General features: G+C 71.7%; 21 protein-coding genes. 5 read left to right on the forward strand and 16 right to left on the reverse strand.

From position 1 onward, the window contains the following. Positions 1 to 16 precede the first annotated feature (16 nt). From TCUR_RS19525 to TCUR_RS19535, 3 genes are all read right to left on the reverse strand, one after another. On the reverse strand, positions 17 to 370 hold the full coding sequence (locus TCUR_RS19525) for a VOC family protein (RefSeq protein ID WP_012854284.1): 354 nt from the start codon (positions 368 to 370) through the stop codon (positions 17 to 19). Positions 371 to 473: 103 nt separating this feature from the next. Next, positions 474 to 1,154 (reverse strand): HAD family hydrolase, encoded by a 681-nt coding sequence (locus TCUR_RS19530; protein ID WP_245536903.1) that lies wholly within the window; start codon positions 1,152 to 1,154, stop codon positions 474 to 476. Further along, on the reverse strand, positions 1,151 to 1,795 hold the full coding sequence (locus TCUR_RS19535) for an MBL fold metallo-hydrolase (RefSeq protein ID WP_012854286.1): 645 nt from the start codon (positions 1,793 to 1,795) through the stop codon (positions 1,151 to 1,153). The genes TCUR_RS19530 and TCUR_RS19535 overlap by 4 nt, the downstream gene beginning before the upstream one ends. A gap of 169 nt (positions 1,796 to 1,964) precedes the next feature. Here TCUR_RS19535 and TCUR_RS19540 point away from each other — a divergent pair, with 169 nt between their 5' ends. Together TCUR_RS19540 and TCUR_RS19545 are read left to right on the forward strand one after the other, a co-directional pair. Continuing rightward, a complete protein-coding gene (locus TCUR_RS19540) occupies positions 1,965 to 3,017 on the forward strand; it encodes a phosphotransferase family protein (RefSeq protein WP_012854287.1) in 1,053 nt (350 codons plus the stop codon). Next, on the forward strand, positions 3,014 to 4,099 hold the full coding sequence (locus tag TCUR_RS19545) for an Rv3169 family protein (RefSeq protein ID WP_012854288.1): 1,086 nt from the start codon (positions 3,014 to 3,016) through the stop codon (positions 4,097 to 4,099). Before TCUR_RS19540 ends, TCUR_RS19545 begins: the two co-directional genes overlap by 4 nt. A gap of 168 nt (positions 4,100 to 4,267) precedes the next feature. On the opposite strand, the gene TCUR_RS19550 is transcribed toward TCUR_RS19545, so the two are convergent. The 9 genes from TCUR_RS19550 to TCUR_RS19590 form a co-directional block, all read right to left on the reverse strand. Beyond that, a complete protein-coding gene (locus TCUR_RS19550) occupies positions 4,268 to 4,564 on the reverse strand; it encodes a hypothetical protein (RefSeq protein WP_012854289.1) in 297 nt (98 codons plus the stop codon). 170 nt (positions 4,565 to 4,734) lie between these two features. Then, a complete protein-coding gene (locus TCUR_RS19555; RefSeq protein ID WP_012854290.1) occupies positions 4,735 to 5,691 on the reverse strand; it encodes an LLM class F420-dependent oxidoreductase in 957 nt (318 codons plus the stop codon). A 25-nt stretch (positions 5,692 to 5,716) separates the two neighbouring features. After that, positions 5,717 to 6,484 carry an SDR family oxidoreductase gene (locus TCUR_RS19560; RefSeq protein WP_012854291.1) on the reverse strand — a complete coding sequence of 256 codons (768 nt, stop codon included), beginning with the start codon at positions 6,482 to 6,484 and terminating at the stop codon, positions 5,717 to 5,719. 150 nt (positions 6,485 to 6,634) lie between these two features. After that, positions 6,635 to 7,099, reverse strand: a complete 465-nt coding sequence (locus TCUR_RS19565; RefSeq protein WP_012854292.1) for a MarR family winged helix-turn-helix transcriptional regulator — start codon at positions 7,097 to 7,099, stop codon at positions 6,635 to 6,637. 483 nt (positions 7,100 to 7,582) lie between these two features. Then, a complete protein-coding gene (locus TCUR_RS19570; RefSeq protein ID WP_012854293.1) occupies positions 7,583 to 9,163 on the reverse strand; it encodes an acyl-CoA synthetase in 1,581 nt (526 codons plus the stop codon). A 130-nt stretch (positions 9,164 to 9,293) separates the two neighbouring features. Continuing rightward, complete coding sequence (locus TCUR_RS19575; RefSeq protein WP_012854294.1) at positions 9,294 to 10,451, reverse strand: thiolase domain-containing protein; 1,158 nt, start codon at positions 10,449 to 10,451, stop codon at positions 9,294 to 9,296. A gap of 59 nt (positions 10,452 to 10,510) precedes the next feature. Further along, positions 10,511 to 11,554 carry a thiolase domain-containing protein gene (locus TCUR_RS19580; protein WP_012854295.1) on the reverse strand — a complete coding sequence of 348 codons (1,044 nt, stop codon included), beginning with the start codon at positions 11,552 to 11,554 and terminating at the stop codon, positions 10,511 to 10,513. Beyond that, positions 11,551 to 12,480, reverse strand: coding sequence for a Zn-ribbon domain-containing OB-fold protein (locus tag TCUR_RS19585; RefSeq protein WP_012854296.1), 930 nt, complete (start codon positions 12,478 to 12,480; stop codon positions 11,551 to 11,553). Before TCUR_RS19585 ends, TCUR_RS19580 begins: the two co-directional genes overlap by 4 nt. Continuing rightward, a complete protein-coding gene (locus TCUR_RS19590; protein WP_012854297.1) occupies positions 12,470 to 14,035 on the reverse strand; it encodes an acyl-CoA synthetase in 1,566 nt (521 codons plus the stop codon). The genes TCUR_RS19585 and TCUR_RS19590 overlap by 11 nt, the downstream gene beginning before the upstream one ends. A 139-nt stretch (positions 14,036 to 14,174) precedes the next feature. Between TCUR_RS19590 and TCUR_RS19595 the strand changes: the two genes are divergently transcribed. Continuing rightward, positions 14,175 to 14,984 carry a crotonase/enoyl-CoA hydratase family protein gene (locus TCUR_RS19595; RefSeq protein ID WP_012854298.1) on the forward strand — a complete coding sequence of 270 codons (810 nt, stop codon included), beginning with the start codon at positions 14,175 to 14,177 and terminating at the stop codon, positions 14,982 to 14,984. 46 nt (positions 14,985 to 15,030) lie between these two features. On the opposite strand, the gene TCUR_RS19600 is transcribed toward TCUR_RS19595, so the two are convergent. The 3 genes from TCUR_RS19600 to pgfA all read right to left on the reverse strand — a co-directional run bounded on the left by TCUR_RS19600 (position 15,031) and on the right by pgfA (position 18,826). After that, the gene (locus TCUR_RS19600) at positions 15,031 to 15,636 is read right to left on the reverse strand and encodes a dihydrofolate reductase family protein (RefSeq protein WP_012854299.1); all 606 of its coding nucleotides are present in this window, start codon (positions 15,634 to 15,636) and stop codon (positions 15,031 to 15,033) included. Between the two features lie 378 nt (positions 15,637 to 16,014). Continuing rightward, complete coding sequence (locus TCUR_RS19605; RefSeq protein ID WP_012854300.1) at positions 16,015 to 17,124, reverse strand: NAD(P)H-dependent flavin oxidoreductase; 1,110 nt, start codon at positions 17,122 to 17,124, stop codon at positions 16,015 to 16,017. A gap of 562 nt (positions 17,125 to 17,686) precedes the next feature. Continuing rightward, complete coding sequence (gene pgfA, locus TCUR_RS19610) at positions 17,687 to 18,826, reverse strand: cell envelope lipid trafficking protein PgfA (protein WP_012854301.1); 1,140 nt, start codon at positions 18,824 to 18,826, stop codon at positions 17,687 to 17,689. Positions 18,827 to 19,024: 198 nt separating this feature from the next. Between pgfA and TCUR_RS19615 the strand changes: the two genes are divergently transcribed. Together TCUR_RS19615 and TCUR_RS19620 are read left to right on the forward strand one after the other, a co-directional pair. Continuing rightward, positions 19,025 to 19,774: a class I SAM-dependent methyltransferase gene (locus TCUR_RS19615; RefSeq protein WP_012854302.1), complete on the forward strand. Its 750-nt coding sequence runs from the start codon at positions 19,025 to 19,027 to the stop codon at positions 19,772 to 19,774. Next, positions 19,771 to 21,012 carry an acyltransferase family protein gene (locus TCUR_RS19620; protein ID WP_012854303.1) on the forward strand — a complete coding sequence of 414 codons (1,242 nt, stop codon included), beginning with the start codon at positions 19,771 to 19,773 and terminating at the stop codon, positions 21,010 to 21,012. The genes TCUR_RS19615 and TCUR_RS19620 overlap by 4 nt, the downstream gene beginning before the upstream one ends. Before the next feature lie 195 nt (positions 21,013 to 21,207). On the opposite strand, the gene TCUR_RS19625 is transcribed toward TCUR_RS19620, so the two are convergent. Continuing rightward, positions 21,208 to 22,677: an FG-GAP-like repeat-containing protein gene (locus TCUR_RS19625; RefSeq protein ID WP_245536904.1), complete on the reverse strand. Its 1,470-nt coding sequence runs from the start codon at positions 22,675 to 22,677 to the stop codon at positions 21,208 to 21,210. Positions 22,678 to 22,715: the final 38 nt, after the last annotated feature.

Here is a 22,715-nt window from a genome sequence, read left to right on the forward strand (position 1 = left end):
CGGGCGCCCGGGGGCTTCAGCCGCCTTGGCCGCGCAGGACGCAGAACTCGTTGCCCTCCGGGTCGGCCAGGACCACCCAGCTCTGCTCGCCCTGGCCGATGTCGACCCGGCGGGCGCCCAGCGCGCAGATCCGTTCCACCTCGGCCGCCTGGTCATCGGGGGTCAGGTCCAGGTGCAGGCGGTTCTTGCCGGTCTTGGGGTCGGGTGTCCGCAGGAAGAGGATCTTGGGGAAGGTGCCCTCGTCCATGCCGAGGGAAACGCTCTCGGCGTCCTCCTCCAGGATCTTGAAGTTCAGCACCCGGCTCCAGAATTCGGCCAGGGCACGCGGGTTCGCGCAGTCGACGACGAGCCAGTCCCAGGTGCTAGCCATGCGCTCGCTCTACCCCGCTCCGCTCAGCGGCCAGTGTGGGCACGTTGTGTCTCCTCGGTGAGATGGTTCTGCGTCTCCTACCCGGGAACGGGGGGGATGACCCTTAAGCGGCGTTATGACGCGCCACCAGTTCCGGTAGGACGGCAAGGTCGTCCAGCACGAAGGTGCAGCCGCGCAACGCCTGTTCGTCGTGCTGGATGTGCCCCCACGGGCCGCGTCGCAGGAAGGCCGCCTGCATGCCGAACGCCAGGGCGGGACGGACGTCGTTGTCGATGCGGTCCCCCACGTACAGGATCTCCTCGGGGGGCAGGCCGCACTCGGCGGCGCAGCGGGCGAAGAATCGCCGGTCGGGCTTGCTGAGCCCCCACACGTCGGAGATCCCCACCACGTCCGCCTCCAGCCCCAGTGCGGCGAACTGTTCGGCGGCCCGCACCGGCTGGTTGCCGGCCACTCCCACATACAGGCCCTGGGCGCGCAGGGCGGCCAGGCAGTCGCGGGCGTCGGGGTAGAGGTCCTGCGGGCCGAACCCGGCGGGGATGCCGGCGGCGGCCCGCAGCCGTTCCTCTTTCTCCAGGTCGAAGCCGGGGCGGAAGTACTCCAGCAGGTCCATGTGGGTGCCGCCGGTGGCCAGCACCGCGCCCAGCTTGGCCAGGAAGGTGTGCCGGGGCACCCCCAGCCAGTCGGCCCACCGGCCGTAGATCTCCCCTTCGTTGATCAGCGTCTCGCCGATGTCGAAGAAGACCGCCTTGATGGGGCCCCGGTTCATCGCGTCGCTCGTCGTCAAGGCAGCTCCACCGACTCTCCCGGCTTCAGGCGCCGGTAGTCCTTGCCGGCCTTGGCGGCGGCGTTGCTCACGTGGTTCTCCATGACCGCGATGCCGACGTCGTTGAGGATCCCGTCGTGGATGACGTAGGCCCGTTCGGGGGCGATCTCCTTGACGTAGGAGTACATCTCGGAGACCTTCATCCACGGCGCGCTGCCGGGCAGGCACAGCGTGGGCACCGGCTCCGGCGGCACGGTGAGCGCGTCGCCGGGGTGGAAGACCTGGCCGTCGATCAGGTAGCCGGTGTTGGGGATGGGCGGCACGTCCGGGTCGAGGATCTCGTGGTCCTCGCCGTAGACGTGGATGTCGAAGCCGGCGACGGTCAGGGCGTCGCCGTGGCCGACGCTCTTCACCCGCTCGCCCAGGTCGGCCAGCTTGGAGGCCACCACGCGGGAGGCGTACACCCGCAGGCGCTCGTTGGCGGCCATCGCCTGCCGCAACCGGTCTTCGTCGAAGTGGTCGAAGTGCTCGTGGGTGATGAGCACCGCGTCGGCGCCCTCCAGGGCGTCCTGCTCGGGGGTCAGGCCGCCGGGGTCGATGACCAAGGTCCCCTCGTCCTTGCTCAGCCGAACGCAGGAGTGCCCGAGTTTGGTCAGCCTCATCGCTCCCTCCTTCCGCTCCCGATGCTTTCACGCGTGGCGAGGCGTTCGGACGCCCGGGGCGGTCATCGGCAATGACGCCGGGGGGTTCATTGACGTTCCCGGGAGCCGTTGATAGAACACGTTCTACTTCACCGGTCCCGCCCCACCCGGCCGGTGCGAGGAGGCGGTCATGCCCGTTCCCCACCAGCGCGACCCCGAACAGACCCGCCGCCTGCTGGAGGGATGGCTGGCCCGGCATCTGCCCGGCGCCCGCGTCCGCTCCGTGCAGATCCCGCAGACCAGCGGGTTCTCCAACGAGACCCTGCTGCTGGAGACCGACTGCGAGGGGCGGCACCGGTCACTGGTGGTCCGGGTGGCGCCCACCGGCTACCAGATCTTCCCCGAGCCCCGCTTCACCGAGCAGTACCGCCTGATGCGGATCCTCCACGAGCGCACCGACATCCCCGTCCCGCCCATCCTGTGGCATGAGCCGTCGGACGAGCCGCTGGGCGCGCCGTTCTTCGTGATGGCGCGGGTGGACGGGCGGGTGCCCACCGACATGCCGCCCTACCACACCGACGGCTGGGTGACGCAGGTGCCGCCGCGGGAGCGGGCCGCCATGTGGTGGTCGGCGCTGGAGATCCTGGCCCGGCTGCACCGATTGAAAGCAGACGAGCTGGGCCTGGAGTTCCTCGACCAGCCCCAGTGGGGGCCGGTGGGGATCCGGCAGCGGCTCGGCTACTACGAGCACTACCTGAGCTGGGCCTACCCGGGGCCGCAGGAGGTGGCGCTGCGGGCGCTGGAGTGGCTCAAGGCCAACCGGCCCGCAGAGCCCGACCCGCCCGTCCTGCTGTGGGGGGACGCGCGGATCGGCAACGTGATCTACCGGGACGGGGTGCCGCAGGCGGTGCTGGACTGGGAGAACGCCGTGCTCGGGGCGCCCGAGGAGGACCTGGCCTGGTACCTGTGGATGGACCGGCACCACTCCGAAGGCGTCGGGGCGGAGCGCCTTGCGGGGTTCCCCTCCCATGAGGAGACCGTGGCGCGCTATGCGGAGCTGCTCGGCCGTCCGCTGCGCGACCTGGAGTACTACCAGGTGCTGTCCGGGTTCAAGTTCGCCGTGATGATGGCCCGGATCGGGCAGGCGATGATCGACTTCGGCTGGATCGGCCCTGAGGATCCCTTCCCCTACGACAACACCGCCACCCGGCTGCTGGACACCGTCCTCAAGGAGGTCGCGTGACGCTCTCGCCGCTCGACGACTACCCCATCCACCAGGTGCCGGAGGTCATGCGGCACACCGGGACCTCCGACCGCAACTTCTACGACCGCTACTACTTCAACTGCTTTCCGCTCTCCGGTGAGCTGATGCTGCTGGTGGGGATGGGCCAGTACCCCAACCTGGGCGTCACCGACGCCTTCGCGCTGCTGCGCCGCGGTCCGCTGCACCGGGTGGTGCGGGCCTCGCGGGAGCTGGGGGCGGACCGGATGGACACCCGCGTCGGCCCCTTCCACGTGGAGGTGCTCGAGGGCCTGCGCCGGCTGCGGGTGAGCCTGCAGGCCCCCGAGCACGGGCTGTCGTTCGATCTGACCTGGGAGGCGTCCATCCCCGCCCACCTGGAGCCGCCGCATTTCGTGCGCTGGCAGGAACGGGTGATCTTCGATTCGCGGCGGCTGGCGCAGACCGGCCGCTGGAGCGGCGCCATCACCGTGGACGGGGAGACCCTGACGGTCACCCCCGACCGGTGGTGGGGCTGCCGGGACCGCTCCTGGGGCATCCGGCCGGTCGGCGAGCCCGAGCCGCCCGGCATCCAGGTCAAAAATCCCGGGACGTTCTACTGGCTGTATGCGCCGATGCAGTTCGCGGACCACTCGATCCTGTGCATCGTCCAGGAGGACGACAAAGGCCGGCGGATCCTGGAGGAGGCCGTCCGCATCTGGCCCGATCCCGAGCGGGATCCGGAATATCTGGGACGTCCCGAATACCGGCCGGTCTACCGGGAGGGCACCCGGGAGGTGGAGAGCGCGACGCTCTCGTTCGCCCCGCCCGGCGGCAAGCCGTTCGATGTGCGCGCCACGCCGGTGCTGCCGGTGCACCTGATGGTCGGCACCGGGTACGGGCTGGAGCCGGACTGGAGGCACGGCATGTACCAGGGGCCGGAGCTGAAGGTGCAGAGCGTCAGCTACGACCTCCGCAAGGAAGAGGACGCCGCCCGCATGTGGGGAATGGTCGACGCCCTGGGCCGTTTCGAATACGACGGCAACGTCGGCTACGGCCTGCTGGAGTACTGGGCGCTGGGGCCGCACCCGAGTTTCCCCGAGTGATCCCCGCGCCCGGAAGGCCTCCCTCAAGGTTCAGGGCGCGTTCAGGGCGCACGTGGGCTTCCCGCCGCGCCGCTTTCCGCGGCCGGGACGGGGTGAAACCCGGCCGGGGCACGAGCGGCTCGGCGCCCCGGCCGGGCGGGTCTTGGGGCGAACCCTCCTCGGGTTCGCTCAGACGTCGGCGATGGGGCCTTCGGCGATGGTGAAGGCCACGTCGCCTTGGGCGTCCACTTGGGCGTCCAGGGTCTTGTCCGCGAGCAGCTCGGCCGCACCGGCCTCCAGGTACACGCGGGCGCCGCCCTCTTCGACGATCTGGTCCCCCGCCTCGGGGGCCGGGGCCACCGAGAGGGTGAGCGCCTGCGAGCCGTTGACGCCCGACGCGATGCGGATGCCGGTCTCCGGAGGCAGTTCGGGGTTGGCGGTCACGGTACGGATCACCTGAACGGCACCGCTGGTCAGCGTGAGCACGATCAGTTCTCCTCACATTCGATTCATCAGACCCGCCTTGCCCTGCCCGCTGACGCCCCCGGCAAACCGTTTCCGCTCCAGGGATCACCCCCGGACGCTGTGATGCGCGACACAGATCGCGCGCGATCCGGTGCTTCGGCCCAGGGGCGCCGGGCCGAAGCACCGGCGGATCAGCCCGCCGAGGGGGCCAGGGCGCGGACCGCCTCCAGCGGGGACATGCCGCTGCCGGGCACCACCGCCAGGATCGGGGTGGTCAATCCCGCCTCCACGTACTGGCGGATGCGGTCGCGGCAGGCCGCCGGGGAGCCGTGCACGATGAGGTCGTCCACCACCTCGTCGGGGATGGCCTCCAGCGCGGCCTTGCGGTCGCCGGCGTCCCAGGCGTCGTTCATCGGCTTCAGCGCGTCCCCCCGGCCCAGCCACTGGTGGAACGCCCGGTAGACCGGGACGTTCATGTACGCGGCGATCATCCAGCGGCCCGTGGCGCGGGCCTTCTCGGCGTCGTCGGTGGGGCACACGAACAGCCGGGCCAGCAGTTCCGGCTCCTCCCCCAGCACCCCGCGCACGGTGCGCACATCATGCGGGGCCAGCCAGTTGGTGATGGCGCCGTCGGCCTCGCGGGCGGCCAGGCGCAGCATCCCCGGGCGCAGCGCGGCCAGCACGATCGGCGGCTGCTGCGGCGGGGGCGCGTCCAGCTTGAAGCCCTGCACGCCCAGCGCCTCGTCGCTCACCTTCTCCCCGGTGAGGGCCTTGCGCAGGAACCGCAGCGTGTCGCGCACCCTCTGGTAGGGCTCGGTGAAGGGGATGCCGTTCCAGCGCTGCACGATGGTGTCCGACGAGGAGCCGATGCCCAGCACGAAGCGTCCCGGCGCCAGGGAGGCCAGCGTGGCGGCCTGCTGGGCCAGCAGCGCCGGCCCGCGGGTGTAGACCGGCACGATCGCCGTGCCCAGCCGCAGGTCCGGCCCCCACTGGGAGGACAGGGCGAGCGGGGTGAAGCCGTCGGCGCCGTTGGTCTCCGCCGACCAGACGTCGGTGTAGCCCAGGTCGGTCAGCTCGGTCACGATCTGGCGGTGCTCGGCCAGCGGCACCCCGGTCATCGGGACGGTCAGGCCCCAGCGAGCGGTCATGGTCGCGTCTCCTTCGGTAGGCGGGTCAGGCGATGGACGGGCGGACGATGGAGCCTCCGTCCACCACGATGGTCTGCCCGGTCATCCAGGAGGAGGCGTCGCCGGCCAGGAAGACCACGACGTTGGCGATGTCCTCGGGCTCACCGAGCCGGCCCAGCGGCAGCGCCTTGCTGATCCGCTCCTCGTGGGGCTCCCACAGGGCGCGGGCCAGGTGGGTCTTGACCAGGCCGGGGGCGATGGCGTTGACCCGCACCTTGGGGGCCAGCTCCACGGCGAACTGCCGGGTCAGGTGGATCACCGCGGCCTTGGTGGCGTTGTAGTAGCCGATGCCGCCCTCGGTGACCATGCCGCCGATGCTGGCCATGTTGACGATCACGCCGCCCCGCTCGGCCATCGACTTCTTCCAGGCCAGCGAGGTCCACTGCACGATGGAGAACTGGTTGACCTCGACGGTCTTGGCGGCGCGGGCGGCGTCGATGTCCACCATCGGCCCGTAGTAGGGGTTGGTGCCGGCGTTGTTGACCAGCACGTCGATCCCGCCGAACTCGGCGATCGCGGCGTCCATGCAGGCGGCGGCCTGCTCGGCGTCGCCCACGTGCGCGGCCTTGGCCAGCACCCCGACCTCGGGGTGGGCCGCGCGGATCTCGGCGGCCACCTCATCCAGTGCTTCCTGCTTGCGGGACGACAGCACCACGTTGGCGCCCTCTGCGGCCAGCGCCATGGCGCTGGCCTTGCCGATCCCGCGCGAGGCGCCGGTGATCAGCGCCGTCTTGCCCTGCAGTCCGGTCTGCATGCGCACTCCTCGAACTCGCGCCAGAACGGCATTCAGGGTAGCCAGTGACCGACCAGTCGGTATGTGCCGACCCTCACTTGCCGTCCCGCGTCTGTGCCGCCGTACCAGGCGACCTGCCGGGCGATGAGGTCACCGCACAAGCGCCGTCCCTCAGGGCATCCGCTCGATCTCCTCCAGCACGCCGGGCATCGCCTCGTTGCTCCAGCGGATCCACTCCGCCAGGACTTCCAGCTGCTCGTCGGTGAGCTCGGACATGCGGTCGGTGAAGGCCCGGGCGATCGGCTCGAAGTAGGCGGCCACCCGGGAGACCGCCTCGGGCACCGGCTCCACGATGACGCGCCGCCGGTCGGCCGGGTCGCGGGTGCGCTTGACGTAGCCGGCCTTCTCCAGCCGGTCGATGACGGCGGTGATCGCCCCTCCGGTGGTGATGCCCATGCTGTGGGCGAGCTTGCCGGGGGTCTGCGGCCCGTCCAGCACGAGCAGGTTGATGCACTGGGAGTCGGTCATGTTGATGCCCGCCCTGCTGGCGGCGGCGTGCTGGAGCATCATCGACCACATGGCGCTGCGCTGCAGCGCCACCCGCATCTCCTCGATCACCTCAGCGCGATCCGGCACGTCCAGGACCCTCTTCTCCCACCATCACCGCACGCTGAACCTTCCCGCCCGCCGGCCGTCGCCGGCGGTGGCGGGGACCGGCCCGGGGGCGGGCCGAGAAGGTCCACCGGAGAGCCGCTGTCCGGTAGCGGCTCCGCTACAGAACTCTATTGCTCGGACGCATGCAGTGGAGCAATACAGGGCGTCCGAAATCCCAATCTTCGACTGACTCCATACGGCGAGCAGCCCTGGCCGCCAGCAGCGGAGTCTCGATGGCGGGTTCGGAGAAACGGGTCGGGCCACGCCGCCTGCCGGTCGCGGCGCGGCCGCCCGCTCCTTTGAGAGGTCTGTTGCGGACCCGCCCGGGAAGGCCGCGGGGCGGGGGTGGGGATTGCGGCCTCCGTGCCGCGGGCCGGCCGGCGAATCGCCGGGCCGGGGAAGCAGACCCGGCGGTTCGCCGGCCTCACCCGCGGGTCGTCACAGGTCCCGGGGCCGCGGGGGCGCTCAGGCGGGGGCGGCGGCGCGCCGGGCCACCTCCTTGGCCCAGCGGTAGTCGGCCTTGCCGGCCGGAGAGCGCTTCATCTCCGGGACGAAGGCGTAGACCCGGGGCACCTTGTAGCCGGACAGGTGCTTGCGGCAGTGCGCGTCCAGTTCCTCGAAGGTGGGGGTGTGGCCGGCGGACGGCTGCACCACCGCCGCCACCCGGTTGCCCCAGCGTTCGTCGGGGACGCCGGTGACGACCGCGTCGTAGACGGCCGGGTGTCCTTTGAGGACGGCCTCGACCTCCTCGGGGAAGACCTTCTCGCCGCCGGTGTTGATGGCCTGGGAGCCGCGGCCGAACACCGCGATGGTGCCGTCGGCCTCCACGGTGGCGATGTCGCCGGTCAGCAGCCAGCGCTTGCCGTCGATCTCGGGGAAGGTCCGGGCGGTCTTCTCCGGGTCGTTGTAGTAGCCCACCGGGATGTGGCCGGTGCGGGCGACCTGGCCGAGCACGCCCGAGCCGGGTTCGACGGGCCGCAGCGACTCGTCCAGCACGGCGATGCTGTCGGTGTCGGCGGCGAACTTCAGCCCCTTCTCCGGGCTGGAGCCCGCGGTGGCCTCGGCGGTGGAACCGGATTCGGTGGAGCCGAAACGGTCCATGATCATTAGGTTGGGCAGCAGGGCGGACAAGCGCTGCCGCACCGCGCCGGTCAGGATCGCGCCGGTGGAGACGAAGGCGTACAGCGACGACAGGTCATAGGAGTTGCGGGTCAGCTCTTCCGCCAGCGGGATGGCCATCGCGTCCCCGGTGACGGTCATGGAGTTGACCTTCTCCCGCTCGACGGCCCGCCAGACCTCGGCGGGGTCGAACTTGCGCACGTACACCAGCGTGGCGCCCATCCACCAGGCGATCCAGGTGTTCATCTGGGCGGCGCCGTGCATCAGCGGGGCGACCGGCATCATCACCAGCGGGCCGGAGCCGGCGGCCTGGGCGATGACGTCCTCGGGCTTGGCGGGACGGGGCATGGTGGGATTCCAGAAGGCGTGGAGCATCTGCTCCATCTCCCACATCACGCCCTTGGGCATGCCCGTGGTGCCCCCTGTGTAGATAATATACAGGTCTTTGCCGGAACGTACCGGGAAGTCCCGCTCAGTGGAACGGCCGCGCAGCGCGTCCTCAAAGCGCACCGCCCCGGGCACCGCCGACTCGCCGCCGACCGCGATGAAGTGCCGCAGCTTGGGGGCGTGCGCCGCGGCGGCGGCCACCCGCTCGTCGAACTCCACGTCGTAGATCAGGGCGACGCTGTCGGAGTCGGTGTAGAGGTAGACCAGCTCGCTTTCCACGTACCGGTAGTTGATGTTGATCGGCACGGCCCGGATCTTCAGGGCGGCCAGCAGCGCGGTGATGTATTCCAGGCCGTTGTAGAGCTGGATGGCCACGTGCTGCCCCGGCTCCACCCCCGCCTCCTGCAGGTGGTGCGCCAGCCGGGTGGCCTGCGCGTCCAGCTCGGCGTAGGTGACCCTTTGGTCACCGCACACCGCCGCGGTGCGTCCCCCGATCGCGTCCGCGACCCCCTCGAACAGATCTGCGTAGTTGAACTCCATACCGGCGACCTCCGGCGGAATCGGGGTGGGCCGGGCCGGGGGCCTCCCGGCCGCCCGGCCCGTCTGGGGGTCTGGGGGTGCTCCCCAGAGAAAAGGGGTGGGGGTGGTCTCCGCGATGCGGCGCGTCAGCTCACGGCTTGTCGGAGCCGACGATCCACATGGCGAAGAACTGCGCGCCGCCGCCGTAGGCGTGGCCCAGGGCCTTGCGGGCGCCGTCCACCTGGTGCTCGCCGGCCATGCCGCGCACCTGCAGCGCGGCCTCGGCGAAGCGGATCATCCCGGACGCGCCGATCGGGTTGGACGACAGCACCCCGCCGGAGGGGTTCCAGGGGATGTCGCCGTCCAGCGCGGTGGCGCCGGACTCGGTGAGCTTCCAGCCCTCGCCCTCGCCGCAGAACCCCAGGTTCTCCAGCCACATCGGCTCGTACCAGGAGAAGGGGACGTACACCTCGGCGCAGTCCAGGTCGCGGCGCGGGTCGTCGATGCCGGCCTGCCGGTAGACGTCGGCCGCCGCGTCCCGGCCGGCCTGGGGGTTCACCACGTCCCGCCCGGCGAAGAAGATCGGCTCAGAGCGCATGGAGGTGCCCAGGATCCAGGCCGGCGGGTTGGGGGCGCGCCGCGCCGCGCTCTCTGAGGCCAGCACCATCGCGCAGGCGCCGTCGGAGGACGGGCAGGTCTCCAGGTAGCGGATGGGCTCCCACAGCATCGGGGTGGACTCGACCATCTCCCGGGAGATGCCGGGGATCTTCAGGTGGGCGTACGGGTTCTTCAGCGCGTTCAGCCGGTCCTTGACCGCCACCAGCGTGCCGATGTGGTCGGGGGCGCCCGAGCGCCGCATGTAGGCGCGGATGTGCGGGGCGAAGTAGCCGCCCGCCCCCACCACCAGGGACGCGTTGTGCGGGGACTCGATCGTCAGCGCCCAGGTGGCGTTGGATTCGGACTGCTTCTCCCAGGCCACGGTCAGCACCCGCTCATGCACGCCGCTGTGGATCAGCCCGGCCGCCACGATCGCCGTGGAGCCGCCCACCGACCCGGCGGTGTGCACCCGCATCATCGGCTTGCCGGTGGCGCCCAGCGCGTCGGCCAGGTACGCCTCCGGCATCATCACGCCCTCGAACAGGTCGGGGGCCTTGCCGATCACCACGGCGTCGATGTCGGCCCAGGTCAGGCCGGCGTCCTCGAGCGCCCGCTGCGCGGCCTCCCGCACCAGCCCGGCTATCGACACATCCCGCCGCCGGGTCCTGTACTCGGTCTGCCCGACGCCGATGACGGCACACGGGTTACCCATGACGCACCTTCCCGTCCCAGATCCGGTCCGCGCACCTGCCCGCCGGACCGGCGCAGGGGTCACCCACGGGGCTCTCCTTCCATGACGCAGACGAGGTTCTGCTGCAGGCACGGGCCGGAGGAGGCGTGCCCGAGCACCTTGCCCGCACTCCCGTCGTGGATGCGGGCGGCGGCCTCGCCGATGCGGATCAGCCCGGCGGCCATGACCGGGTTGGCCGACAGCGCCCCGCCGGAGGGGTTGACCAGCACGTCCTCGCCCAGCTTCAGCGCCTCGCGCAGGATCAGTTCCTCGTGGCTGAACTGGGCGTGCAGCTCGGCCACCTCGACCCCGGCCGCCCCGGCCCGCTCCCCGGCGATGCGGGCCGACTCGCTGCGGCTCAGATCCCGCGCGCCCGGGGAGTGCGGGTCGGCGCGGTGGTCGATGCCGGTGATCCAGGCCGGGCGCTCGCACAGCTCGCGGGCCTTGTCCCCGGCGGCCAGCACGATCGCCGCGGCCCCGTCGGTGATGGGGGCGACGTCGTAGGGGCGCAGCGGCGCCACCTCGTAGCCGGCCGAGGGGTCGGGGTCCTCCAGGTGCAGGGCGTAGGGGTTCTCCCGCCCGGCCGCCCGGGACCTGGCGGCCACCGCGCGCAGGTCGTCCTCCTTGGCCCCGGCCCGCTCCAGGTAGGCGCGGGCCTGCAGGGCGGCCAGCGAGACCTGGTCGGGTCCCAGCGGGGCCAGGTAGTAGGGGTCGAGCTGGAACGTCATCACCTTGCGCACGTCGGTCTGGGAGGACTTGCCGAACCCGTAGACCAGCGCGGTGTCGATGTCGTCGTGCAGCAGCCGGACGTAGGCCTCATACAGCGCCCAGGCGGCGTCCATCTCCACGTGGCTTTCGGAGATGGGCGGCCAGGCGCCGACCGGGTCCAGCGCCGAGACGAACGCGAACGGCTTGCCCTCCAGGTAGTCGCACGACCCCGAGCAGGTGAAGCCGAACCGGTCGATGCCGGTGCGCTCCTTGATCTCGGCGATGACCGGGGCCAGCAGCTCCGGCTCGGTCAGCCCGGCGTCCTCGGCGGTGTGCTTGGTCTGGACGAACGCGACGACCGCGATATCCCTGCTCATACGTAATCCTTGATCCGCTCAAAAGGCACGTCGGGCTCGTCGATCGGCTCGAACCACTTGATGTTGGCCATCGTCGGCCCCCACTCCTCGCGGGGCCGCCAGGCCGCCTTGACGCGCATGCCGATCCGGACCTGGTCGGCGGGGATCCCGGCGACCAGGGCGAGCATGGGGATGTCGGCGCCGTCCAGCAGGATGTAGGCCGACACGAACGGCACCTCGGGGGCGCGCGGGTCGGGGATGTTGTTGACCGCGAAGGTGGTGACGGTGCCGGTGTCGGCGACCTCCACCTCCTCGGTGGTGGGCACCCCGTCGCGGGCGCACATGCCCTTCATCGGGACGATCACGCTGTCGCACACCGGGCAGCGGTGGCCCAGGATCCTGCCCTCGGCGATGCCCTCCAGGAAGCGGCCCAGGGCCCTGCCGGCGCCCAGGGTGTACTCCTGCCGGGTCGGCGCGGTGATCATCGTGACCTCGGGGCGGAAGCACTCGATGTCGCTGATGTGCCCGCTGCGTTCGGCCCGCCACTTGGGGCGCACCCGCAGGCCGGTCTTCAGCTGCCGGGGCGGCTTGGCGCCGGCCTCGTGCACGCCCATGTCCAGGGCGTGCAGCAGGGCGGTGTCGGCGCCGTCCGGTTTGATCAGCGCCCAGGCGAAGGGCCGGTCCAGCGGGTGCTCCGGGCGCGGGTGGGCGACCCACGACCAGGTCTGCACCGTGCCCGAGGGGCCGACCTCCACCCATTCGTCGGTGACGGCCTCGCCGGTGGCCGGGTCGTACTCGGTCGGCGGGACCAGCACCCGCCCGCCGGCCGTGCGCACGCCCATCAGCCGGCCGTCGCGCAGCTCGGTCAGGAAGCGGCCGATGACCGGGCCGACCGAGCGCGTGTAGCCGCCCGGGAATTCCAGGACGTGGTTGGGACTAGATGGCAACTTCGCGGTCCTTCCAGTACGGGTCCCGCAGCTTGCGCTTGAGCAGCTTTCCGTTGGGCTCGCGCGGCATCTTGTCGATGAAGTCGATGGACTTGGGCCACTTCATGCGGGCCAGCCGGCCCTCCAGGGAGGCCAGGATCTCCTGGGCCAGCTCCGGGCCGGGCTCCACGCCCTCGGCGGGCTCGACCACGGCCTTGATCTGCTCGCCCCACTCCTCGTCGGGGATGCCGAACACGGCCACATCGGCGACCTTGGGGTGGGTGAGGATCTCGTTCTCGATCTCGGCGGGGTAGATGTTGGCCCCACCGGAGATGATCATGTCGGCCTTGCGGTCGGACAGGAACAGGAAGCCGTCCTCGGTGAGGTAGCCGACGTCGCCGACGGTGAAGAAGTCGCGCAGCCGGCTCTTTTCGGTCTTCTCCTTGTCGCCCTTGTACTCGAACTGGGCGCCGGCCATCTTCATGTAGATGGTGCCGGGGGTGCCCGGCGGCACCTCGTTGCCGTCGTCGTCGACGATCAGCAGCTCGCTGATCGGCCAGGCCTTGCCGACGGTGCCGGGGTGCTCCCGCCAGTCCTGCGGGGAGGCGATGGTGCCGCCGCCCTCGGTGGCCGCGTAGTACTCCCAGATGCAGTCGCCCCACCAGTCGAGCATCTGCTGCTTGAGGGGGATGGGGCAGGGCGCCGCGGCGTGGATCGCCCACTTCATCGACGAGACGTCGTAGCGGTTGCGGACCTCTTCGGGCAGCGACAGCAGCCGCTTGAAGTGGGTGGGCACCATGTGGGTGTTGGTGACGCGGTAGCGCTCGATCAGCCGCAGCGTCTCCTCGGCGTCCCACTTGTCCATGTAGACCAGCGTGTGGCCCATGTGCAGGGCCGTCCCGCCGAACTGGGTGACGGCGGTGTGGTAGGACGGCGAGGTCACCAGGTGCGCCTGCGGCTCCCCGCCCGCGGGGCGGCCCGGCGGGATGCCGAACAGGCCCAGCAGGAACGTCAGCAGCTCGCCGTTGTCGTCGGGGTCGATGCCCGGCAGCGGGCGCCGCACGCCCTTGGGCCGGCCGGTGGTGCCCGAGGTGTAGTGCATGGTGGCGCCGGCGGTGCGGTCCTCCGGCAGGGTGTCGGGCTGCCCGTCCACCAGTTCCGAGAACGGGCGGAACCCTTCGACCTCGCCGAAGGAGAACCGGCGGTGGTCCTCCAGCTTGGCCTCATCAGCGCCGCGCCGTCCTTCGGCGGCGTACCGCTCGTGCACGAAGAACGCCTTGGCCTCGGCGTCCGCCACGATGTAGCCGATCTCCGGCCCGGTCAGGTGCCAGTTGATCGGGGTGTAGTACCAGCCCGCCTGCAGCGCCGCCAGGTACAGCGTCAGGCCGTCCACTCCGTTGGGCACCAGCCCGCAGATGCCGTCGCCCTTCTTCAGCCCCAGCGCGCGCAGCCCGTGAACCAGCCGGTTGGCCCGGGCGAGCACTTCCCCGGCGGTGTGCTCGGTGCCGTCCGGATCAACGGCCGCGATCCATTCCGGATCGGCCTGCGCCAGCCTCCAAAAACCCAACGACCCCATCGGCGTTCTCCACGCTTTGAGTAGACGTCCGGAGGCAAAGTAGATCACGTTCTCGTTTGACTCGACAAGACCTGTTTGCAGGCGGAGATCATTACTAGAATCTGTTCTTATTTTGTCGCATGCCAGGAGGTCTGTGCCGATGGAGCGGCTGCCGATCAGCACCGCGCACTGCACGGTCGAGCAGGACGGTCACGTGGTGATCGTGACCATGAACCGGCCGGAGGCCCGCAACGCCCTCAGCACGTCGATGCTCGTCGGGATGGCCGACGCCTTCGCCTACATCTCCCAGACCCCCGAGGTCCGGGTGGGCATCCTGACCGGGGCGGGCGGGCACTTTTGCTCCGGCGCCGACCTGAAGGCGATGGGCACCCCGCCGGAGGACGAACGCGAACAGCGGCGGGCGGCGGAGATCACCAACTACCACTGGAAGGGCCTGCTGCGGGAGGCGGTGCCCACCAAGCCGATCATCGCCGCCATCGAGGGGTACGCGGTGGCCGGCGGCACCGAGCTGCTGCTGGGCACCGACCTGCGGGTGGTCGCCGAGGGCGCCACGCTGGGGCTGTATGAGGCCAAGCGCGGGCTGTTCCCGATGGGCGGCTCGGTGGTGCGGCTGCCCCGCCAGATCGGGTACGCCCCGGCGATGGAGATCCTGCTCACCGCCCGGTCGGTGACCCCGCAGGAGGCGCTGGCCATGGGGTTGATCAACCGGGTGGTCCCCGACGGGCAGGCCTTGTCGGCCGCCCGGGAGCTGGCCGACCAGATCGCCGCCTGCGCCCCGCTGTCGGTGCAGGCCATCTTGCGCGCCCACCGGGAGACCTTCCACCTGCCGGAGGAGGAGGCGCTCAAGGTCAGCGACGAGATCGGCTGGCCGATCTTCGCCACCGAGGACGCCCAGGAGGGGCCGCGGGCCTTCCGGGAGAAGCGTCCCCCGGTCTTCAAGGGCCGCTGACGCACGCGCCGCGGTCCGGGGGACGCGCCCCGGACCGCGCCGTGGCCTACACCGCGCTGCCGTAACGCACCTCGCCCGCCGGCCGGTAGGTGGCGGCGATGGCGCCGCTACCGGTGGTCTGGGCCTCGATGAGCCGCAGCGCCGCCGTCGTGGTGCCGTCGAACAGGCGCTGTCCCGAGCCGAGCAGCACCGGGTAGAACCACAGCCGGTACTCGTCGATCAGGCCGTGGGCGGCCAGCGTCTGAGCGAGCCGCCCGCTGCCGTGGATCTGCAGCTCGCCGCCCGGCCGCCGCTTCAGCTCGGTGACCTGCTGCACCACGTCCCCGGCCAGGAGCGTGGAGTTGCGCCAGTCGGCCGAGCGCAGCGTGCGGGAGACGACGTACTTGGGCAGCGTGTTGAGCCTGTCGGCGATCAGGTTGTCCTTGCCGGTCACCTTGGGCCAGTAGGCGGCGAAGATCTCATACGTGCGGCGGCCCAGCAGGAACGCCTCGGCCTTGGCGAACCGCTCGTTCTGGATGCGCAGCAGTTCCTCGTCGAAGTAGGGGACCTGCCAGCCGCCGTGCGCAAAACCGCCGGCGAGGTCCTCATCGCGCGCCCCGGGCGCCTGCATGACCCCGTCCAGGGTGAGGAAGGCGCCCAGCGTGAGCTTCATGATCGTCCTTTCGGTGCCGCCGGCCGGGCCCTGCTCGCCCCGGTCCTCCGACCGGATGGACGGCGGCGCGCCCCGAAAGTCATCGGCCCGCACCCGGCCGTCGCGATGTCGTGCGGCACCCCTACCCGCATCGCGGAGTGGACGCACTCGCGCTCACGCACTGAACCTTTTCAACACGCGGTTTCAGGTGGCCGAGACGGGAGCCCCGGTGCCGTGCCATCGCAGGTCACGGTCTTCTCCCCGGCCGCGACGCACCCGTGCTGAGCCGCGGGAACGGCGTGTTGGAAAAGGCGTGTTGGAAAAGGCCCGCCCGCTGAAAACCCGCGGCGCGGCGGTGGCTGTGGCCCGGCGCCGGGTCACCGGGCCACAGCCGGCCGGTCAGCCCTCGGTGATCTTGTTGAGGCGCTCGATGGCGTCCACGAACTCCTCGATCAGGTCGTAGACCACCTGGGCGGCGGGCTTGATCTGGTTCATGGAGCCGACGATCTGGCCGACCGGGAAGGTGACCAGCTCCCCGTCGCCGGAGCGGTGGATGCGGCGCAGCGCGTCGGCGATCAGCATGAACTGCATGGGCATCGGCAGCGTGCCGGGCGACTCCTCGCTCTCCCAGGCGTCCGTCCAGGCGGTGCGCAGCAGCCGGGCGGGCTTGCCGGTCCAGGAGCGGGAGCGCACGGTGTCGCGCGAGGTGGCCTTGAGCAGCTTCTCGCGGGCCAGCTCGGGGGTGTCGGCCTCGTCCACGGTGAGCCAGATGGAGCCGGTCCACACCCCGTCGGCGCCCAGCGCCATCCCGGCGGCCATCTGGCTGCCCCGGCCGATGCCGCCGGCGGCCAGCACGATGGTGTCCTTGCCGACCGCGTCGACCACCTCGGGGATGAGCACCATGGTGGACACGTCCCCGGTGTGCCCGCCGGCCTCGGTGCCCTGGGCCACGATGATGTCCACGCCCACCTCGACCTGCTTGCGGGCGTGCCGGGCGTTGCTGGCCAGCCCGGCGACCTTGATGCCGCGCTGGTGGGCCTCGGCCACCACGTCGGCCGGGGGCGGGCCCAGCGCGCTGGCCAGCAGCGCGATGGGATGCCGGAAGGCCACCTCGACCTGGGGGCGGGCGGTGACGTCGGTCCAGCCGAGCAGGATCTTGTCGGCGCCCTCGGCGGACGGCTCCACCCCGTGCTTGGCCAGCAGGTCCTCCACGAACTGCCGGTGCCGCTCGGGGATCATGGCCTGCAGCTTGGTCACCAGCTCCTGGGCGTCGCCGGCGTCGGCGCCCTCGTATTTGGCGGGCATCACCACGTCCACGCCATAGGGCTTGCCGCCGACGTGCTCGTCGATCCACTTGAGCTCCAGCTCGAGCTCTTCGGGGGTGAAGTTGAGCGCGCCGAGGACCCCCATGCCGCCGGCGCGGCTGACCGCCGCGACCACGTCACGGCAGTGGCTGAACGCAAAGATCGGGTACTCGATGCCGAAGAGTTCGGTTACTCGTGTCCGCACGCCCCGACTGTAAGCCGCAAGCCCAAAAAACTGCAACAGGTTCTAGTTCAGGTTTTCCCGACCGCAGAGCTCAGACCTTGTCTTCTGGTACAGGTTCTAGGGGTTTGCGGGGGTGGCCGCGGCCCTGCTGCGGCGGGCGGGAGAGCGCCGGGTTGCAAAGCCCGGCGACGCTCAGGACGTCCCGGCGCGCGGCCAAGCCCGAGGGCGGCGAACGGCGGACCCGCAGGCGCCCTCGGCCGGTAAAGCGGCGGCAGGCGCGTGAGGGGCCGCGCAGCTCGGACGGCCGCAGCGCCTCTTGGAACAGGGCGGCGGCAGGCGCGTGAGGGCCGCGGCCGACCGAGAACGCGCGCAGATCCCGGACATCCCCGCACCGGCGGGATGAAGCGCCTGCGAACCTCAGGTCCCCGCCGGCAAGCACCGCCGATGCGGCCCTCCGGCGCAGGGCCGCAGATCGCGGGGAGGCCGGGTCATGTGGTGCCCGGCCGGGCGAGGCGGAGACGACCGCATCGGCCCGGCCGTTGAGAACACCGCCGCAAGCCGCGGAAACGGCGTCCCGCGGCGGTCAAGAACCGGCGGACCGGTGGGCGCCCACCGGGGAGGGAGCATCGGACGAGGCGGCCTGCCCGCCGGAGGAGCCGCTGCCGGCAGGCCCTTTGCGGGGCGGGTTCCCGCCGGGCGGGCCGCCCGCCGGGGGACCGGCGGTGCCGAAGCGGCCGTCGGGCTTGCGGGTGAACCCGCCGCCGGACTGCGCGGCGCCGTCGCCGCCGGCGGGGGCGCGCGTGCTCAGGAAGATCCCGCCCAGCAGCAGCACCAGGCCGCCGACCAGGCCGACCAGCGGCAGGATGGACTCCACCAGGTCGCGCTTGAAGGCGTAATCGTTGGCGGTCTCCACATTGCGCTGCTGGTCGCGCTCGACCGTCACCAGGCGGGCCTCGGCGATGACCATCCGGCCCCGGCCGTCCTCGGTCTCCACGGTGCTGCGGATGTTCTGGTCGTGCTTGACCGGGATGCCGGTGCGCGGGTCCACCCAGGTGGTGATGGTCGCCGAGAAGTAGCGGTCGACCCGGTGGGTGCGCCGGGCGTCCCGGCCCCGCAGCCCCAGCATCTTGCCGGTGGGCCGCATGTCGATCTTGGCGGTCTTGGTGCTGGGGATCTGCTGGACGAACCGGTAGGTGTTCAGGCCGTGGATGCGCTCCTCGCCGTCGAACCTGGCCGGCAGCGCCCGGCGGGTGGACATGTCGAACACCGGGTAGTCCTGCCGCTGCACGTCCGCCACCGGGAACAGCAGCCCGTACCCCGACATCTGCACCCTGGTGTCGCCGCCGACATGGGCGCCGCAGCAGTTGACCAGCTTGCCGGTGCGGCGGTCGAAGGCGATCCGGTAGGTCTGGAACTCGACCTGCTTGCGCCGTTCCTTGTCGTAGATCTCGGTGATCGAGTCCCACACGGCGATGTCGTTGTCGCCCTGGTTGGCCCGGGTGTCGCCGCGGACGGTGTTGACGGCCGCCAGCGTCACGCCCGAACGGACCCGGCCCTCCAGCAGGTCGAAGTAGCGGGCGTCGCGCGCCTCCAGCTCGGTGGCCTGGTAGAAGTTCAGCGGCGCGCGGACCACCTGGCCCGCGACGTAAAAGCGCACCAGGGGGGCCAGCGCGAGCAGGAAGGACCCCAGACCGACCAGCACCAGACCGAGCGGTCGCCGCATCTGTAACCTCCTGGGCTGCCGAGGGACGGACACGGGTCGGCGGGCCCGAACGCGTACGGGACGCCGCAGGTACCGGCACGGTTCCGTACAAGTTCTACTCGGGCGTAACCCTACCTGAAACGCAACCGGCCACTTATCAGGGGCGCAGACCCCCATACCGGTAGGCTCCGGCGGTACCGGACGAGAGGGAGGGCCGAGATGGGGCGGTCGCAGACGGCGCACCGGGCGACCCTGGCGCGCTCGGTGCGGCTGCTCAGCGCGTTCCGCAAGGAGCAGGAGGACCCGGAGTTCTTCTACGGGCTGATGGCGCGCGACACCGTGGCCCAGCTGTCGGCCTACACCCGCCTGGAGGGCGCCACGGTCATCGACGTCGGCGCCGGGTCGGGGTTCTTCACCCGCGAGCTGACCCGGGCGGGGGCGCGCTGCGCGGGCGTCGATGTGGACGCCGGGGAGATCACCGCGCACGGCCCGCCGCGCGGCGACTGCGTGGTCGGCAGCGCGCTGCGGCTGCCGTTCCGCACCGGGGCGGCCGATGTGTGCTTCTCCTCCAACGTGCTGGAGCACGTCCCCGACCCGTGGCTGATGGCCGAGGAGATGGTGCGCGTCACCCGCCCGGGCGGCCTGATCTACCTGTCGTTCACCAACTGGCTGTCGCCGTGGGGCGGGCACGAGACCTCCCCCTGGCACTACCTGGGCGGGCACCGGGCCGCCCGCCGCTACGAGCGGCGCCACGGCCGTCCGCCCAAGAACCGCTACGGGGTCAGCCTGTACCCGGTGTCGGTCGGCGCCGCCCTGGCCTGGGCCGAGCGGTGCCGGGACGTGCGGGTGCTGGACGCGCTGCCGCGCTACCACCCCTGGTGGGCCAAGGGCGTGGTCCGCATCCCCGGCGTCCGCGAGATCGTGACGTGGAACCTGGTGCTGGTGCTGCGGAAGGCGGGCGCCCGGTGACGTGGCCCGCCGGACGGTTGGCCACACCGCAGATCTCCGGGCACCAGGGCACGCTGGACGGGGTCCGGGCGGTCGCGGCGCTGGCGGTGCTGGTCTTTCACATCGGGCTGAACGCCGGGCTGGTCGCCCGGAACGTCCCCGGCGGCTGGGTGGTCAACGGCGGCCAGTCCGGGGTGGCGATCTTCTTCGTGCTGTCGGGGCTGCTGCTGTACCGGCCGTGGGCGCACGCCGCGCTCGGCGGGCGCGACGCCCCCGACACCGGCGGTTACCTGCTGCGGCGGGCGCTGCGCATCCTGCCGGCGTACTGGCTGCTGGTCGTCGTGGTGATGGTGACGTCCTACCGGGACCGGCTGGGGGACGTGTGGGCGTGGCTGGGGACGCTCACGCTGACGCACATCTACGCCCCTCAGGACTGGTGGGGCAGCGCCCTGGGGCCCCGGGAGATGGGGCAGGCGTGGAGCCTGGCGGTCGAGGCGGCCTGGTATGTGGCGCTGCCGCCGACGGCCGCGCTGCTGGCCCGTGCCGCCCGCGGCGGCGCCGACCTGGCCGACCGGGCGCGCAGGCTGCTGCGCGCCGTGGGCGGGTACGCGCTGCTGTCGTTCGTCTTCACGGTCGCGATGCACGTGCCCGACTACCACCCGGCCATGGGGGTCTGGCCGCCGCGCTATGCCGCCTGGTTCGCCACGGGCATGGCGCTGGCGGTGCTGACGGTGTGGGCGAAGGAGGATCCGCGCGGCGCCGGCGCCCGGTTCTGCCGGACGGTGACCGGCTCGTGGGGGGCCTGCTGGCTGGCGGCGCTCAGCCTGCTGGTGATCTCCGCCTCCCCCATCACCGGGCCGCTGGACCTGAACACCATCCCCACCCTGTGGACGTCGCTGCTGCACATCGCGGTGTACGGGCTGTGCGCGGCGTTCTTCGTGGCCCCGGTGGCGCTGGCCCCGGCCGGTCACCCGGTGATGCAGGCGGTGCTGGGCAATGCGCTGATGCGCTGGCTGGGCCGCATCTCCTACGGGATCTTCCTGTGGCAGATGGCGATCATCCTGGGCTGGTACGACCTGACCGGGCGGCTGTTCAACGGCAACCTGCTGACCGACCTGCCGCTGCTGACGGCGGCCACGGTGCTGGCCGGGGCGGTCAGTTACCACGCCGTCGAGCACCCGGTCCAGCGGGCCTACCGCCGCCCCCGCCCGGCGGCGCGCCGCACGGCGCCGGGCAGAGCGGCCTCCGGCGCCCGCTGACCGCCTCCCGGCACGTTGCCGGGACGAGAAAGCGGGTCTCGTCCCGGCAACGGTGCGCGGGTGCCTTCGCCGATGCGGGCGTGGCCTTCACCACGTGGCCTCGGGTTCTGGAAGCGCTGCGGCCGCTGACGCGATGCCCCAGATCACTGCGCCGCTTCCGCCGCCGGGAGCCCGCCCGGGGAGGCGGCGTGCGGCTCAGCGGCCGAGGACGCCGCCGAGGCGGGCGTTGCGGCCCTTGACGCCGAAGGTGCCGGCGCCGACGGCCCGCACCGACAGCACGGGCAGGAAGCCGGCCTTGCCGCGGCTCTTGAAGAAGGTGACGGCGCCGTCGCGGCCGTTCTCCCGCGGCGCGCCCACCACCAGGTCGGCGCGGCCGTCCTTGGTGTGGTCCAGCAGCGTCACCCCGAAGCCGAAGTTGTCGTTCTTCTCCGAGGCCCCGGGGACGCCCTTGGTGCTCTGGGAGACGGTCTGCGCCCCCTTGCCGGTGAGGCCGGACGCCGAGCCGAACAGCACATACGCCCGGCCCGCGTCCTTGCGGCCGGAGACCTCATCGAAGGGGGTGCCCACCGCCAGGTCCGCCTTGCCGTCCTTGTTGACGTCGCCGACGGCGATGGCGGTGCCGAAGCCGTCGCCGGAGGCGCCCGCGCCGGGGACGCCCGGGCTGTCCTGGTCGATGACGGTCCTGGTGGCGGAGTTCACCCCGCTCGCCGAGCCGGGGAAGACCGCCACCCGGCCGCCCTTGGCCGAGCTCTGGCCCACCGCGACGTCCTTGCGCCGGTCGCCGTTGAAGTCGCCCACCGCCAGCGATTTGACCTCGGTGAAGACCACCGAGACGGCATCGCCCAGGCGCCCGGCGGCGGTGCCCGGCAAGACCACGAACCCGCGCCGCTCGGCGGGGGCGGGCCAGTCGGCGTCATGCCAGGCGTAGACCACATCGTCATGGCCGTCGCCGGTCACATCCCCGGTGGCCAGCCAGGAGGCGTTCACATCGTCCGCCGACTGGGCCGCGACCCCGCCGCGCCGGCGGGGCAGCGCCTTGGCGCCGCCCGGCTCCATGGCGGCGCCCGGTCGCACGGCGGCGCCGGAGGCCGCCGCGGGCGGGCGGAAGTAGAACCACTTGAACATGCTGGTGCCCGGGACGGTGATGAACAGCTCCGGGGATCCGTCCTGCTGGATGTCGCCCACCGCCAGGGATTCGCCCCAGCGGTGGTTCCTGCCCGGGTCGCCGAACTCGGCGCTGGAGCCCGCCAGGGTGGTCAGGCCGGAGCGGGTGCCCCACAGGATCGTGACGGTGCCGGCGTTGGCGCCGGCGGCGGTGTCCTCCCCCGGCGCGCCGATCGCCAGGTCGGCATAGCCGTCCCGGTCGAAGTCGGCCGAGGCCAGCGAGTAGCCGAAATTGTCCCCGGCCTCGGCGGTGCCGGGGATTCCCTTGCTGTTTTGCGTGAAGACCTTCTTCTTCGCGGTGTTGAGGCCCTTGGCGGAACCGTAGATCACGCTGACGAAACCGGCGCCGGCCTTCTTGCCGACCTTGCCGTTCGGGCTGCCGATGGCCAGGTCCACGTAACCGTCGCCGTTGAAGTCATAGGGCTTGGCCGGAGCCGCCGCCGAGGCCGAGGGGGCGAAAGCGGACAGCACGGCCCCGCCCAGTGCGGCCGTCGTGGCCACCGCCACGAGGCGCGCGAACACACCAGATCGCAAAGAGG

Source organism: Thermomonospora curvata DSM 43183 (assembly GCF_000024385.1).
GTDB classification, from domain to species: Bacteria; Actinomycetota; Actinomycetes; order Streptosporangiales; family Streptosporangiaceae; genus Thermomonospora; species Thermomonospora curvata.